This window comes from Gordonia aichiensis, assembly GCF_039946255.1.
GTDB classification, from domain to species: Bacteria; Actinomycetota; Actinomycetes; order Mycobacteriales; family Mycobacteriaceae; genus Gordonia; species Gordonia aichiensis_A.
This window is the reverse complement of sequence record NZ_JBCDWL010000011.1, coordinates 131885-146361: the sequence shown is the minus strand read 5'-3', so window position 1 is coordinate 146361 and position 14477 is coordinate 131885. Positions and strand designations below refer to the sequence as shown.

The following is a 14477-nucleotide window of genomic DNA, read 5'->3' as shown; positions in this document are numbered from 1 at the left end:
ACAACACGCGGCGGCGGCACTCGTTCTGCAACAACATGTCCCCGAACGATTACGAGCGGAGCGTCTCCGATAGAATCGGAGACGCAGCTTAATTCACCCCTGTGTCCACTATCCGGGGGGAAGCCCCATCTCCAGGTATCCGGACACACGCACGGCGGGCAGATGTGGCCGCTGCGTTACGCCGCCGCTGCTGCCGCCGACACCGCAGTCACCGGACTCGACTTCTACAAGGACACCACCGTGTTCACCACCTATGGGGCCGGCGCCTGGGGACCGCCCGTCCGAGTGGGTGCGCCGCCTGAAATCGCCATCCTGCAGTTGCGCAGCGCCTGATCGACCGACAGTCATTGCTCGCGTTGGCCGTTTCGTGCTGCAACGTATGCGCCAAACTGACTCGATCCGCGGAGTGCATGATTGATCGCCGTCTGTGTGTGGATGCCGAGTGCGTCTGCAAGGACAGGAGGCGGTGAGGTCTGGGTGATGGTTTGCCAGGTACCGAGACGCGTTGTGAGCGAGGGAAATCCGAGTGCCTTGAGGCGGCGCCTCAGGTGACTTTCGTTGAGATGGTTCCCAGGCTGATAACCGGGGAAGACCCACACCGATTCGCTATGCGCGGCGGTCTGCCGGTTGGTTGTCGCCTCGGCGACCTCGGCGACGAGCCGATCCAATGGCGACTCCAATACGATTGGGTGCTTTCCGAGGGTGATGGTGCAGGTCTCCTCGCGGTTGATCTGATCCCATCGCAATGCGGCGACTTTGTGAGTGGGCTGCCCGAACACCACGATCAGCGCAGCGGCCAGGCGATCGCGCGGAGTCAGCGCGTCGTTGGCAAAGAGCCGTGTGAGTTGTTCGACTTGCATGGTTTCGGTCAGGGCTCGTGTCGTGCCGCGTTGGTGAGGCGCGATCGTCAGCGGGGGCAATCGATACGTGGCGACTACCCACGGGAGAAATCGGCTCAATAGCCGGTTGGTTTCGGTGCCGGACGCGACGAACGTATCGACCTGACTTTGATCGACGTCGGTGACCGATATCTGCAGCATGTCGAGGAAGTTGAGGAAGTCGATTGCAACGGTCACTCCCTGCTTGGCGGCGAGAAACGTTCCGTTGGTGCACTTGTCGTCGAATCGTCTTGACACATGCCACCGAATGTAGCTGCGGATCACGAGCTGATTGTCAGGGTTGGTGAGCGTCGCGAGCTTGCTGTCGGCCCACGCGGTGAACCTGGTCCGGAAATCCACTCGGGCGCCATCGATGCCGTGCTCATCGAGGAGGGCGCGAATGTGCACGGACGAACGGTTCACCGGTAGCGCTGCCAGCAGTCGCTGGTCCACAGTGTCGGCGGCGGCGATCTGTTGGAGCACGGCGCGAACAGTTGGGTTTCGCAGCCACGTGACCCCGCTGTTGGCGCGAGGCATCTGTTTAAGCGCAGCTGCGAGGCCGGCCAGTTGCGGATTGACGACACCGGTGTGCGGGTTGGTGAGGAGTTCGTCGACTTGATGGGCGAGCTCGCAGCGCCAGCAATGACCGCGACGGTAGAGCTCGGCCTCGGCTCCGCATTCGACGCAATCGACGTTGAGTTGGATGCCGCTACAGGTGCGGCACAGGTATTGGCCGGTCGGTGTGCGTCCCGGGACAATTCCTGAGTGTGCGCATTCAACACATTGCCCGACAACGCGTTTGGCTTGGTTGTAGCAATAGCAGCAGATTGGGGTGTCCTGCCACCACGCGGCGGTGAGATAGGCCTCACCGCATCGTTCGCACGGCTCGTACCGGTCAGGTTCGGGTGCGGGCTTCCGGCGTGCCATCATCTATCATCACCGCGGGCCTAGGTATCTCGTGGGCCGTCGTCGGAATCGACCACGCGAACGCGACGAACCCCGGGAGCCTTCTTCGGTCGGGCTTCTCCTGCCGGCAGAATGTCGGGTGCGGTTCCGGTTGCCCTACCTTGCATCACCACGACGGGCTCGAACAATTCGGCGGGGGAGCAGTCGAGGATGTCACACAGCGCGGCGAAGACCCGGCTGTTGATGCGTTCCGGTTTGCCCGTCATCAATCGGTACGCCTGAGGTTGAGAGAGAGTGATACCGCGGCTCCGAAGGAGGGTGACCAGTTCGGTCGACTTCCACAGATTGCGGTCGGCCATGAGTTTTCGCAGGTTCCAATGGAAATCGACGCGCTTCTGAACGTTCATGCCTGGTTGCTTTCGCCGTAGGGGACAGCCGCGGATGCGAGTCGCTCGCGGATCATGCGCTGCAGGGTCTTCTGTCGGTAGTCCGAACTCACCTGGGTGTAGAGCGCCGTGGTGGATGAATGCTCGTGGCCCACCTGTTGTTGCACGAACAGCGGATCGTAGCCGTCCTCGATCAAGTGCGTGACGTACGACCGGCGAAACCCGTGAAGCGACAGACCATCTGGCAAACCGGCACGTCGACGATGGCCTGTGAATCGAGTGGCGTACGAGTTCAAGGTCAACTGGTCACCGCGTTCTGACGGCCACAGCCAGGGCGAGTCCGCCGCATGTCCCATGAGTTGTCGGCATCCTTCTGCGCCCACCCACGCCTCAAACACATCCGGACCCCAGTCCATCAGGGGAACCGTCAAGACAGTACGTCGCTTGTGTGCGGAGCCACGCGACCCTTTGCCGTACCGGACGTAGACAGCACCAAAGGCCTTATATTGCGGCACATGTGGATTCGGTCCGAAGTCATGGATCTGCAGTCGTAGGAGTTCTTGACGACGAAGGCCGTAGCCGTAAGCAACCTTTGCGATGCAGGAATCGCGCAGCGTGGTCAGCCAGGCCTTGTTGTTCTTCGCGTAGAGACGCTCAACTTCGTCGTCGAAGTAGTCGAACAGGGTCTGAACTTCATTGCGGGAGAACGCTCTCCGTTCTGGCTCCGCCTCGTTGTCAGAGACATGGACCGGAAGATTGTAGGCGAAGCAGATCTGCGACGGGTATTCGCCGAAGACCTGGGCGCACAGGTCTGGCCACCGGTAGACCGGCTCGCAGAGAAAGCTACAGAAGCCCCTGACCACCATCAGATAGGCGCGAATGGTTGACTTGGCGGCCGTCCCGCCATTGCGTGCGTTCAGCGTGGTGACGTACTCGTCGACGTCCTGCGGCATCCATCGCCACGGGTAGTCGCCAGAGACTGCCTGAAAATCCTGAAGGACTCGCAGGTAGCCATAGATCGTGGATGCACCCAACGTGCGTGCCATCAGCGCCGATTTCCAACCCTCGAGCATCTCTGTCCAGATCTGCTCTTCGGGACGAAGCAACTCGGCGCCAGACGAGACGAGTCGTAACGGGGCGCTACCAGGCAGTGGGTGTTCACCACTCATAATCCAGCACCATACGCCTCTATTCATCCAATGAATAGAGTTTCGGCAAATATCAGTGGGGCAGACCCGCGCCGGCGCCGACAACGATTCGGGGCCACGCTGTATCGAGCAACCAGTAAGGAGGCAGTGGTCCATACATGCTGCAGAAGAACTGAATCCACTCAGACGTGCAGAATCGTCACAGTGACATATTGCGCGCTCGCGCCAGGTGATGTCAGACGGGAGACCCGGCGAACTCACGGTGCATCGCACCTCATCCCGCGACCTTTCCATGCATCAGATGAATTATCTTGTCATGTCTGCACGTAGATCGGACGGAACCGTGCAGCTGCGTCATGCCGCGGGAGGCGAACAATCCGCGTTCCCGCTGGTTCTGGCGTTTTACCAATGATCTCGAGTATTCACCTGTTTGCGAACTCGATAGATAATCATGCCGATAAGATACATTATGTTAAGTAGAGTTCGTATCGCGCCAGCTGAATCATCGATCAGACTCACCCACCAACGTCACCTCATTGACACCGCCCATGGGACATTCGGGCGCTGCCGGTGGCTGCACGCCAGCATCTGCGAAGTCACACCCGCCGAGTTCACTAAACGAATCTGGTCGATCTCGCAGACAGAAAGCTGTTAGCCGGCGATGGCCAGCGGTGTGATGTCCGAGACGTCGGTGGTGCTGCGAGCTACTTCGAGGTCGTAGTGGACCTGCATGTTGAGCCAGAATGTGTCTGACTGACCGAAGAGTCGTCCGAGGCGAATCGAGGTGTCGGGTGTGATTCCTCGGCGGCCGAGGATGATGTCGTTGATCCGGCCTGGCGAGACGTGGATAGCCTCGGCGAGGCCTCGCTGGGAGAGCCCGTATTCGGGCAGGTAGTCCTCAGCAAGGGTTTCGCCGGGGTGGATGGTTGCGAAGTCGGCCATGGTGTCCTCCATTTCGGTTCAGCGGTGGTAGTCGACGATTTCGACGTCGGCGGGTCCGGCCGGTGTCCAGGTGAAGCAGATCCGGAACTGGTCATTGATGCAGATGCTGTGTTGCCCGAGCCTGTCGTGACGCAGCGGTTCGAGCCTATTCCCCGGCGGCGCCGTCAGGTCGGAGAGCTCATCGGCCGCGTTGAGCGCTTGGAGCTTACGGTAGGCCATTCGGGTCACGTCTGGGCCGAGTGCTCGGACGAACTTACGCTCCCACACCAGCTGGGTGTCCTTGGTCGCGAATGACTGAATCACACCGCGATTGCACTGCGTACCGGAACACAGGACAAGTCCTGGTGATGGACTTCGAAGCACTCACCCGGCACCCTCACGACCGCGCAAGCCGATGCCATACCCACCCCCACACGAACGCACATGACTAGCAACAGGTGTCGAGAACCGCACGGAGCGCTTCAAGGTTCGCGGGTTCAGCGCGGTAGAGATTGTTCACGCCGCGACGCTGCGACGTGACTAGGCCGGCGCCTCGGAGCTGATTGAGGTGATGCGTCGCAGTGCCGCCGGAAACGCCGACCGCAGCGGCCAGGTCACTGGCGGTCATCTCGTGGATCTGATCCGCCATCAGCAGGGACATCATCTGGATGCGAGTGGGATCGGCGAGAGCTTTGAGTCGCAGTGCGAGCTCGACCGCATCGTCGGCCGACATCGGCCCCGCAGCCAGAGGCGCGCAGCAGATCGGAGCGCTGACATCGATGACGGGCAATGGCTTGGGCATGCGACCAATCTACCCGAATCCTTTGACATATATCAAAGTAGTGCGCTACAACGGAACAGTCGATCACTTCGACATTCATCAAAGCCTTGGAGGCTCTCATGTCCCGCATCCAACTCGCCCTCAACGTCGACGACCTGGAAGCGTCGATCGCGTTCTACAGCAAGCTCTTCAACACCGCCCCAGCCAAGGTCAAACCCGGTTATGCGAACTTCGCGATCGCCGAACCCCCACTGAAGCTGGTCCTGCTGGAGAACCGCGGCGACGGCGGCACCATCAACCACCTCGGCGTCGAAGTCGACTCCAGTGAGACCGTTCACGGAGAGATCGCACGCCTCGCGGGCGAAGGGCTGTTCACCGAGGAGCAGATCAACACCACCTGCTGCTTCGCAACCCAGGACAAGGTCTGGGTCGGAGCCCCCGACGGCGAACGATGGGAGGTCTACACCGTCCTGGCCGACTCGGACACGTTCGGTGAGGCTCCTACCCCGGCCTCGACTCCCCCGGCCTCAGCGACCGCCGACCTCGGCCTGACACAGAACTCGCAAGGCTCGTCAGGATGCTGCACGCCGACCTCCTCGTGCTGCTGAGACCGCATTGATCCCGCTCGAGGAAGGGCGCCGCCCGGACGTACGGCGCCCCTTCGTATTGCATCCCATATCGACAAGTGTCAATATCGATGAATGTCGAAATCACTGGGGATCGAGGCGACGCCGGTGCGCTGCTCGCCGGTGGTGCGCGAGCCGCTGACGTCTGAGCAGTCGGCGCAGGCGGCCGCGGTGTTCAAGGCGCTCGCCGATCCGGTGCGATTGCAGTTGTTCAGCTTGATCGCGAGCCACGACGGCGGTCAGGCGTGCGTGTGCGACATCTCGCCGGCGGTCGACGTGTCGCAGCCGACGATCTCCCATCATCTGAAGGTCCTGCGGACCGCGGGCCTCCTCGAGTCCGAGCGGCGGGGATCCTGGGTGCACTACCGAGTGGTGCCGGCCGCCCTCGACGTCGTCGCCGCCATCGTCGCACCGCTGACCGGAAAGGCACTCGCATGAGCGTCCAGGCACCTGGCCGCAGCGTCGCCGGACGACTGTCGACGCTCGATCGGTTCCTCCCCGTATGGATCGGGCTGGCGATGGTCGCCGGGCTGCTGCTCGGCCGCTTGGTCCCGGGCCTGAGCACCGCCATCGACGGGATTCAGCTCGACGGGATCTCCCTGCCGATCGCACTCGGCCTGCTGATCATGATGTACCCGGTGCTCGCGAAGGTCCGCTACGACCGCCTCGACGCCGTCACCGGCGATCGCCGCCTGCTCATCGGATCGCTGGTACTGAACTGGGTCGTCGGCCCGGCGCTCATGTTCGCCCTCGCCTGGCTGTTACTCCCCGACCTGCCCGAATACCGTACCGGCCTGATCATCGTCGGCTTGGCACGCTGCATCGCGATGGTGATCATCTGGAACGATCTCGCCTGCGGCGACCGGGAGGCCGCGGCCGTCCTGGTGGCGATCAACTCGGTGTTCCAAGTCCTGATGTTCGCGGTGTTGGGCTGGTTCTACCTGTCGGTGCTGCCCGGCTGGCTCGGCTTGGAGCAGACCACCATCGACGCTTCGCCGTGGCAGATCGCGAAATCAGTGCTGATCTTCCTCGGCATCCCCCTGCTTGCGGGCTATCTGAGCCGGCGGATCGGGGAACGCCGCCGCGGTCGCGACTGGTACGAGCAGACGTTCCTGCCACGGATCGGGCCGTGGGCCCTGTACGGGCTGCTGTTCACGATCGTGCTGCTGTTCAGCCTGCAGGGCGACCAGATCACCTCCCGCCCCGGTGACGTCGCGCGCATCGCGCTGCCGCTGTTGGCGTACTTCGCGATCATGTGGGGCGGCGGCTACCTCCTCGGCGGCGTTCTGGGCCTGGGTTACGAGCGCACCACCACCCTGGCGTTCACCGCCGCCGGCAACAACTTCGAGCTGGCGATCGCCGTGGCGATCGGCACGTACGGCGCCACCTCCGGCCAAGCCCTGGCCGGGGTCGTGGGACCGCTCATCGAGGTCCCCGTCCTGGTCGCCCTGGTCTACGTCTCCCTTGCACTGCGAAACCGCTTCACCCCCACCGCTTCTCAGTCCACCCATAGGAGCCTGTCATGAGCCCGTCGGTGCTGTTCGTCTGCGTGAAGAACGGCGGGAAGTCGGTGATGGCGGAGGGCCTCCTGCGGCAGGTCGCGGGCGACGCGATCGAGGTGCACTCGGCCGGCACGCGCCCCGGGACTGCCGTCAACGCCCTCTCCGCGCAGGCCCTCGCCGAGGTCGGCGTCGACGTCAGCGGCCACGTCCCGACCGGCATCGACCCGGCCCTGCTCGCTCGCGCCGACAAGGTCATCACGCTCGGCCGGGAAGCCGTCATCGATGCGCCCGGCGTCACCGTCATCAACTGGAACACCGACGAGCCCTCCGAGCGCGGCATCGACGGCATCGAGCGCATGCGCCTGGTCCGCGACGACATCGCCGCACGCGTCCGGGCGCTCAGCACTGAACTACTCGGCACCGCCCCCGCTGAATAGGCGACGGGAGCGACGTCGGCGCGCAGCCGATCGAGAATGACCAAAGGCAGACCCGGTTGATTGTTTGACCGGGTAGACCATACGTTGGATGGTGCTCGCAAAGGGGGCTCCACCATGTCGGACCTGATGGACTGCAAAGAGCGGCTGTACGCTGCGCTCCATGACCGGATCGAGCAGACGTTCGCCATCGCCGCGGCTGCTGGAGTCGATGCCGATGTGTTCGCCGACGCTGATGCCATCGCGGCGCAGATGGTCTCGGCGATCCCGATCGGCAACGTTTACGATCAACTCGCCGGTCCCTTTTACGACAGCGCGGGCCTGACCCGGTGGCTGGGCCTGACCAAACAGGCCCTGTCGAAGCGGATCGCGACGGGGGCGGTCATCGCCTGCCGACTCGGCGACCATCGCCGCACCTGGGTGTTTCCGGTCTGGCAGTTCACCGAAGACCGCACGGTGCTCGACGCCCTGAGCGACCTGTGGCGTATCTTGCTCCCGGCGGCCGACGATCCGTGTATGGCGGTGTTCTGGTTTCGCGCCCGTAACCCGGCACTGGGAGAAATGACACCGATCGACTGGCTGACCGCAGGCAACGACCTCGATACCGTCCTTGCCGAGGCCGCAGCCGACGCCGCACTGTGGGCGGTGTGACCCGCGATCAGGTCACTCTCCAGCCCCCGGAAGGACGGGCCCTAGACGGCTTCCCACTCGATCACCGCCGGCACCAGTCTGCACCGGGCCCACCGTCGCGCCGTCGACTGCTGCACAGGATCAACGGTCCGAACCGGACCTCTCCGCTGGACCCGACTCGGCGGAGGGGCCGAACAGTCAGCGGTGAGGTGTCAGCGTGATGGAGCCGACCATCACGCCGCCGAGGTATGCCGGTCCTCGATAGCCGCCGTGGCCGTCGCTGTTGAGGATCACGCGATGGCCCGGGAAGAGGTCGACGTAGCCGCCCTTGGCGGTCGGGTGAATCGGGTACCGCCCGATCAGGACGAGATCATGCCCGCTCACGTGGGCATCGCGCTGCAAGAGGATGACGCCCGACGACCACGTCGTGGACGTGTACGTTCCGGGCGCGACATCGGCGGACGCCTGGCCGGCGACGCCGAACAATGCCGAGATGCCGACGCCGGCGGCGATCGCGGCTGTCCGTACTGCGGTTCGATAGGCGATCATGTCCATCAGCTCCTCATCGTCGAAGAACCCCGACGCTACTCGGCCTGGAAGCCGATGAGAATGCTGCGGGAGCAATCAGAAGATGCGTCCGTTTGCCGCATTTCGGCTGTTCAGCGCGCTGCCGGTCATAATTGTCGGACCCCCGCGATAGTGTCCACACATACCGATTGAGAAGCCGTGAGCACCAGGCGTCAGCAAGGGGGTGACCAGCATGAACACTGATATCGGCGCTCTGCCCGACGATCCCCACGCCCTGGTCGCCCTCCTTGATGCGGCCGCCGCCAAGCTCGCTGTCGCCCCGATGACCGCGGTCACCGAAGACGACCTCCTGACGGTCGCTGAAGCGCTCGAATCCACTCGTCGCCGCCTCGACGGCGTCGACGCCGCGGTCCTCACCGAGGTCTCCGACCGTGCGGCCTTCCGCAAGGCGGGCTACCTGTCTCTGCACGCCTTCCTCTCGGCAGGTCTCCGCCTGGGCGACGGCGCCGCGCGCCGCCGACGCGCCAGCGTCGCCGCCATCGGCGCATTCACCGGCTTGCAGGGCCAAACTCTCCCGCCCGCACGGCCGGCCACCGCCGACGCCGTCCAGGCCGGTGCGATCGGCACCGATCACGTCCTGGTCATCGACGAGATCATGGACAAGATCCCCGCTGCCGTCGACGCCGAGACCCGCGCTCGAGCCGAGGCCCAGTTGGCAGCAGTGGCCCGCGAACTCACGCCCGATGCGGTGCGGATCGCCGGAGTCCGGTTGCTCGCCCATCTGGACCCCGACGGGCAGTTGACCGACGAGAAGGACCGGCAGCGCCGTCGCGGACTCGCGCTGATGCCGCAGGATCGCCAGTTGATGAGCAAGGTCCGCGCACTGCTCACCCCGGCTCTGCGCGCCGAACTCGAGGTGATGCTGCAATCATGGGCCGCGCCCGGGATGAACAACCCAGCCGACCCCGACTCCCCTACCGGCGCGGCCGAATCCGCGGCCCCGGTCGCACTGGCCGCGGCCGCCGAGCGTGACGAGCGCACGGCCGGCCAGCGCAACCACGATGCACTCCTGGCGATGCTGCAGTTCGTGCGCTCGCACGCCGGGCAGGGGTCGGGCCGTCTGTCGTCGGAGCTGGTCATCACGATCACCGACAAGGAGCTCCGCGAGCACGCCGGCATCGCGCTGACCGCCACCGGCACCCGTCTGCCGGTCGCCGAACTGGTCGAGGTCGCCGCCGACGCGACCCCACATTTGGCAGTGTTCTCCCACAACACTGCTCAGCCCCTCTACCTCGGGCGCGGCCGCCGCCTGGCCTCGAAGGCACAGCGGTTGATGCTGTTCGCACGCGACCGCGGCTGCACCAGCCCCGGTTGCGCCGTCCCGTTCGCCCGCACCGAGGCCCACCACTTCCCCGACTGGCAGGACGGCGGGCCGACCGACATCGACCACCTGGGCGCCGCCTGCGGGCGCCACAACCGAGCCGTCGGCCGCCGCCTCGGCGACTGGGAGACCGTCGTCCTGATCGACGGCCCCGACGCCGGACGAGTCGCCTGGCGACCGGTCACCGCGGGCCGCAAGCGTGCGTGGCGGGTCAACCAGATCCATCACTCCGAACTGCTCCCCGACCAAGGCCCCCATGCCCCGCCCGACCCGGCGACCTCCCGGGTCGAGGCCCACCTCGCCCGACTCTTAGCTGCCCGACTCCTAGCGGCCTGACCGGCGCGACCGCCGGTCAGGGATATCGGCGTGCGCCGACGCGCCCGCCTGCCTCCGCGTGAAAGCGTGCGTCAAGGCTCATGGGAGTGCGAATGGGAGTGCGAATGCGAATGCCCGTGTCCCCCACTCGCATGTCCCCCACCCATCGCCTCCACGAGAGAGACGTCAGGAGAGTCGACCAGCAAGGGCAGGATGATCTCGTTCTCCTTGTGCTGATGGCTGTTGAACGCCGCGAACAGAGCTCGCGCATACGCCCCCGCAGCCCGGGGGTCCGACGCCGCAGCGATCTCCCCGGCGATGCCTCGGATCAGCACGTGCTCGTCGAGCATCGCGCGGATCAGCAGACGTCCGGATTCGAGTTCGCCCGCCGCGCGATACGTGGTGGTCTCCTCTTCCTCGGCGTGCGGGACCAGGACGTCGGCGATCCACTCCTGGAGCGCGGTCGACGCCGCCGCCGAGTCGTCGCCCGCAGCCGCGGCCTCCGCGAGGTCCCGGCTCAGGTGATCCAGCCGATCGACCATCACCGCATGGTGCGCCTTCAACCGCTCGGCAAGAGCCGCATCATCGTCTCGAGTGCTCATCGTTCCTCCACAGGCGTCGATTACGGACAATTCCAACCTACGTGCCGGGACGGTTCGCGACCTCGAGATCAGACAATCGTTCAGCGGCCGGCCGGCATCACCTTGGCCAAGATGTCGGCCATCGTGACCAGCCCGATCAGACCGCCGTCCGCCCCGCGCACGGTGGCGATGTGACTGCGGGTGCTGCGCATGGTCGCCAGGGCTTCGTAGGCCGGGGTCGACGAGGAGAAGGCGAGGACCTCGCGCATCAGATCACCGGCTCGCGCAGCGTCGGCGCCGAGGCAGTCCCGGGCGTGGACCACACCGAGCACCTCGTCCCCGTCGCGAACGAGCAGTCGCAGGTGACCGCTGCGATCGGCCTCGGCGCGGATCTGCGCCGCCGTCGCGCGAGCGGAAACCGCCGACAGCGCCCGCGCCGGATCGACGATCTCGCCGACGGTGAGCGCCTCCAGTTCGAGTGCGCCCGAAAGGTTCTCGTGATACGTCTCGTCGAGTGTCCCGACCGTCGCCGAATGCGCCACCAGGTGTCGAAGCGCCGCCGGGTCCTGCCCGGAACCGACCTGGTCGACGGGTTCGACGCCCACCTTGCGCAGACACCAGTTGGCCGCGCGGTTGAGCACGACGATCGCCGGGCGGGTGAACCACATGAACCCGCGCATCGGAATGGCGAGCAGCGTCGCCGACTTCTCCGGATGCGCGATCGCCCACGACTTCGGCGCCATCTCGCCCACCACCAGGTGAAGAAAGGTGACGATCAGCAGTGCGAGCACGAAGCCGGCCACATCGGCGAGCCACAGCGGTGCGCCCCACGTGCTGAACATCGGGGTCAACCAGTGGTGCACCGCCGGTTTGGTGACCGCGCCGAGCGCCAATGTGCAGACGGTGATGCCCAACTGCGAACCGGCGAGCAGGACCGACAGCTCCGACGCACTTCGCAGCGCCGCGCGCGCCGCACGGCTGGTCGGTGCCGCGTCCTCGAGGCGGTGGCGCCGGGCGGCGATCAGCGCGAACTCGACGGCCACGAAGAAGGCGCTCGCCGCGATCAGCGCGACGGTGACGGCCAGGACGATCCAGGGATCACTCATCGTCGGCCTCCTTCACCTCATGGTCGTCTACGCTGCGCACCGCTACCGACAACTGGGACGGGACGTGCTTGCCGAGCGCGCGAACCCGGACGTCGAGATGCTGAGCCGCGACCGGCCGGGCCGCGGCGAGCGCTCCGGGGTCGTCGGGGAGCCGAATCGAGACGGTCTCCCCCACCTTCGGGAACCGGCCCAGGGCCGAGATCACCATGCCTGCGATCGTTTCGAAGTCGTCGTCCTCGGGCAGGTCGCGGTCGATCAAGCGAGACAGTTCGTCGATGTGCATGCCGCCCGGGACGAGCCAGCCGCCGTCACCGTGCGCGATCACCTCGGCTGCGGCGTTGTCGTGCTCGTCGTCGATCTCGCCGACCAGTTCTTCGGCGAGGTCCTCGACGGTGACGATCCCGGCGAATCCGCCGTACTCGTCGACCACGAGGGCCATCTCGTCGTCGCGCTCGGCGACGCGATCGAGTACCTCGGTCAGCGGGATCATCTCCGGCACGATCACCGCCGGTCGCATGTGGTCGCCGGCCGAGCCCGAGACGTCCTCACCCAACAGGTCGTGCAGGTGGATGACGCCGCGCAGGTCGTCGCTGGTCGTGCCGACGACCGGATAGCGGGTGTGTCCGGTTCCCATGCGTCGGCGGACTTCGACGACCGGCTCGTCGACGCCGACGACGTCGACCCGCGAGCGCGGGATCATCGCGTGACCCGCGGTCCGGGTCGGGAAGTCCAGAATCCGATCGAGGAGCACGGACAGTTCCGGCGACAGCTCACCGGCATCGCGAGACTCCGCGACGATGTGCTCGAGGTCGCGCGGTGTGGCCGCGTGTTCGACGTCGTGCACGGGTTCGATCCTCAGCGCCCGCAACAGCAGGTTGGAGGAATGGTCGAACAGCTTGATCAGCCAGCCGAACACACGCAGGTATGCGGTCGTCGACACGGCCAGTCGCCGCGCGACGGGTTCGGGTCGTGCGATCGCGAGGTTCTTGGGGAACAGCTCGCCGAAGACCATTTGGACGACGGTCGAGAACAGCACGGCGAGAATCGCGCCGACGGCCACGCCGACCGCGGTCGGAATGCCGATCCCACCCAGCAGTTCGCCCAGACCGCGCCCGATCAGCGGTTCGGCCACGTAGCCGACCAGCAGGCCGGTGACGGTGATGCCGAGCTGAGCGCCCGAGAGCATGAACGACGTGCGTCCGGTGACTCGCAATGCGCGGGCCGCGGCTCCGTCGCCCGCCTCGGCGGCAGCCTTGAGTCGCGATCGGTCGACCGCCATGTAGGCGAACTCCTGGGCGACGAAATAGCCGGTCAGAGCAGTGATCGCTAGAACGACGGCGACGCCCGCCACGATTCCGAGAAGGGTCAGCACGCGCTGTCCCCCGCCGGTCTCGGGCCGTCACAGACGGCCGACTCCATGTCGATGGGTCTTCGAACCTTGCGCGGAGCGCGTCTCATCGCCTTCTTTCCGAATCAGTGGGAACGTCTTACGCATACACGACGAACCGTCGGCGCGGGAAGTTCCCGCACGGTGTGTAGGGCTGCTCACACTCCGCCGTCGCGGGCGGCGATGATCTGCTGCTTGATCTCGCGGTAGCCCGCCACGCGCGCCATCACCCGATCGGCGGCGGAGTCGGCGGCCGCCGCCTGCGGACTCGACGCCGCGCCGTAGAGCATGGCGTTCAGCTCGGCGTGCAACTGCGCGCGCTGCTGCGCCGTCTGCGCCTCCTCGCGTTCGCGCCGCAGCGACTCGTCGATCTGTCGTGCTTCGTCGGCACATCGAAAGATCAGCAGCGCTCGGCCGGTCGCCGACTGCTCGATCGACGACGCCGTCGTACGCGCCTCGTCCAGGAGTCGGCGATCGTCGGCGCTGGGATCGTCGAGCGCGCCCAGCCGTCCGGCGACCTCGCGGAGTTCGTGGACCCGCCGGAACTCCGCGACGATGCCCGCGATGTCGGCGTCGAAGTCGACGTCGCCGAGCCACCCTTCACGCGCAGCCTCGGAGTCGGCGACCCGCTGCACCGCCGCGAGGGCCGTCTCCACGCACTGAGCGTTGGTCGCGCCGAGTTCGGCGATCCGCTGCCGCTTGATCGCGGCCTCCTGCTCCCGCCGACGAGCGACCTCCGCCGCCGCGCTCTCGGCCCGACCCTTGGACACCGCCTCGGCGATGACCTTGCCGATCCACACGACCACCGCGACTCCCGCCGCGATGCCCAGCCCGATCCAGACCTGCACCGGGATCATCGAGATCAGCCCGATCACGAGGACGATCCCGATCACCCCAGCGCACCCGCTGTTCGCTTCTTTCCCGCCGGCCATGCGCACCTCACGCCCATCTCGTCCCCGCGACCTTC

General features: G+C 65.7%; 17 protein-coding genes and 1 pseudogene. 7 read left to right on the top strand and 11 right to left on the bottom strand.

Annotated features, from left to right (window positions below; translation table 11 throughout):
- Positions 1 to 129: 129 nt before the first annotated feature.
- Positions 130 to 333 (top strand): annotated as a pseudogene (locus AAFO60_RS14220) (metallophosphoesterase); the annotation flags it as partial.
- 11 nt (positions 334 to 344) lie between these two features.
- Here AAFO60_RS14220 and AAFO60_RS14215 read toward each other — a convergent pair.
- The 6 genes from AAFO60_RS14215 to AAFO60_RS14190 form a co-directional block, all read right to left on the bottom strand.
- Entirely contained in the window at positions 345 to 1808 is a 1464-nt protein-coding gene (locus AAFO60_RS14215) for a site-specific integrase (protein WP_226995584.1), read from the bottom strand.
- A gap of 17 nt (positions 1809 to 1825) precedes the next feature.
- Entirely contained in the window at positions 1826 to 2191 is a 366-nt protein-coding gene (locus tag AAFO60_RS14210) for a helix-turn-helix domain-containing protein (RefSeq protein ID WP_062392913.1), read from the bottom strand.
- Complete coding sequence (locus AAFO60_RS14205; RefSeq protein ID WP_062392914.1) at positions 2188 to 3339, bottom strand: tyrosine-type recombinase/integrase; 1152 nt, start codon at positions 3337 to 3339, stop codon at positions 2188 to 2190. The genes AAFO60_RS14210 and AAFO60_RS14205 overlap by 4 nt, the downstream gene beginning before the upstream one ends.
- 630 nt (positions 3340 to 3969) lie before the next feature.
- The gene (locus AAFO60_RS14200) at positions 3970 to 4260 is read right to left on the bottom strand and encodes a HigA family addiction module antitoxin (RefSeq protein ID WP_347956866.1); all 291 of its coding nucleotides are present in this window, start codon (positions 4258 to 4260) and stop codon (positions 3970 to 3972) included.
- A gap of 18 nt (positions 4261 to 4278) precedes the next feature.
- Complete coding sequence (locus tag AAFO60_RS14195) at positions 4279 to 4563, bottom strand: type II toxin-antitoxin system RelE/ParE family toxin (RefSeq protein WP_347956865.1); 285 nt, start codon at positions 4561 to 4563, stop codon at positions 4279 to 4281.
- A gap of 124 nt (positions 4564 to 4687) precedes the next feature.
- Positions 4688 to 5041, bottom strand: coding sequence for an Rv2640c family ArsR-like transcriptional regulator (locus AAFO60_RS14190; protein ID WP_347956863.1), 354 nt, complete (start codon positions 5039 to 5041; stop codon positions 4688 to 4690).
- Positions 5042 to 5139: 98 nt separating this feature from the next.
- On the opposite strand from AAFO60_RS14190, the gene AAFO60_RS14185 reads away from it, so the two are divergent.
- From AAFO60_RS14185 to AAFO60_RS14165, 5 genes are all read left to right on the top strand, one after another.
- Entirely contained in the window at positions 5140 to 5628 is a 489-nt protein-coding gene (locus AAFO60_RS14185) for an ArsI/CadI family heavy metal resistance metalloenzyme (RefSeq protein WP_347956862.1), read from the top strand.
- Between the two features lie 93 nt (positions 5629 to 5721).
- Positions 5722 to 6084, top strand: coding sequence for a metalloregulator ArsR/SmtB family transcription factor (locus AAFO60_RS14180; RefSeq protein ID WP_347956861.1), 363 nt, complete (start codon positions 5722 to 5724; stop codon positions 6082 to 6084).
- Entirely contained in the window at positions 6081 to 7172 is a 1092-nt protein-coding gene (gene arsB / locus AAFO60_RS14175) for an ACR3 family arsenite efflux transporter (protein ID WP_347956860.1), read from the top strand. Before AAFO60_RS14180 ends, arsB begins: the two co-directional genes overlap by 4 nt.
- On the top strand, positions 7169 to 7585 hold the full coding sequence (locus tag AAFO60_RS14170; RefSeq protein ID WP_347956859.1) for a low molecular weight phosphatase family protein: 417 nt from the start codon (positions 7169 to 7171) through the stop codon (positions 7583 to 7585). The genes arsB and AAFO60_RS14170 overlap by 4 nt, the downstream gene beginning before the upstream one ends.
- 114 nt (positions 7586 to 7699) lie before the next feature.
- Entirely contained in the window at positions 7700 to 8233 is a 534-nt protein-coding gene (locus AAFO60_RS14165; RefSeq protein ID WP_347956858.1) for a hypothetical protein, read from the top strand.
- A gap of 177 nt (positions 8234 to 8410) precedes the next feature.
- On the opposite strand, the gene AAFO60_RS14160 is transcribed toward AAFO60_RS14165, so the two are convergent.
- Positions 8411 to 8761 carry a hypothetical protein gene (locus AAFO60_RS14160; protein ID WP_347956857.1) on the bottom strand — a complete coding sequence of 117 codons (351 nt, stop codon included), beginning with the start codon at positions 8759 to 8761 and terminating at the stop codon, positions 8411 to 8413.
- Between the two features lie 211 nt (positions 8762 to 8972).
- Between AAFO60_RS14160 and AAFO60_RS14155 the strand changes: the two genes are divergently transcribed.
- On the top strand, positions 8973 to 10457 hold the full coding sequence (locus tag AAFO60_RS14155) for an HNH endonuclease signature motif containing protein (RefSeq protein ID WP_347956856.1): 1485 nt from the start codon (positions 8973 to 8975) through the stop codon (positions 10455 to 10457).
- Positions 10458 to 10528: 71 nt separating this feature from the next.
- Here the strand turns inward: AAFO60_RS14155 and AAFO60_RS14150 are convergent, their stop codons facing one another.
- The 4 genes from AAFO60_RS14150 to AAFO60_RS14135 all read right to left on the bottom strand — a co-directional run bounded on the left by AAFO60_RS14150 (position 10529) and on the right by AAFO60_RS14135 (position 14403).
- Entirely contained in the window at positions 10529 to 11038 is a 510-nt protein-coding gene (locus AAFO60_RS14150; RefSeq protein ID WP_347956855.1) for a hemerythrin domain-containing protein, read from the bottom strand.
- Positions 11039 to 11118: 80 nt separating this feature from the next.
- Complete coding sequence (locus AAFO60_RS14145; RefSeq protein WP_347956854.1) at positions 11119 to 12123, bottom strand: hemolysin family protein; 1005 nt, start codon at positions 12121 to 12123, stop codon at positions 11119 to 11121.
- A complete protein-coding gene (locus AAFO60_RS14140) occupies positions 12116 to 13495 on the bottom strand; it encodes a hemolysin family protein (RefSeq protein ID WP_347956853.1) in 1380 nt (459 codons plus the stop codon). The genes AAFO60_RS14145 and AAFO60_RS14140 overlap by 8 nt, the downstream gene beginning before the upstream one ends.
- A 173-nt stretch (positions 13496 to 13668) precedes the next feature.
- The gene (locus AAFO60_RS14135) at positions 13669 to 14403 is read right to left on the bottom strand and encodes a hypothetical protein (RefSeq protein WP_347956852.1); all 735 of its coding nucleotides are present in this window, start codon (positions 14401 to 14403) and stop codon (positions 13669 to 13671) included.
- Between the last annotated feature and the right edge of the window lie 74 nt (positions 14404 to 14477).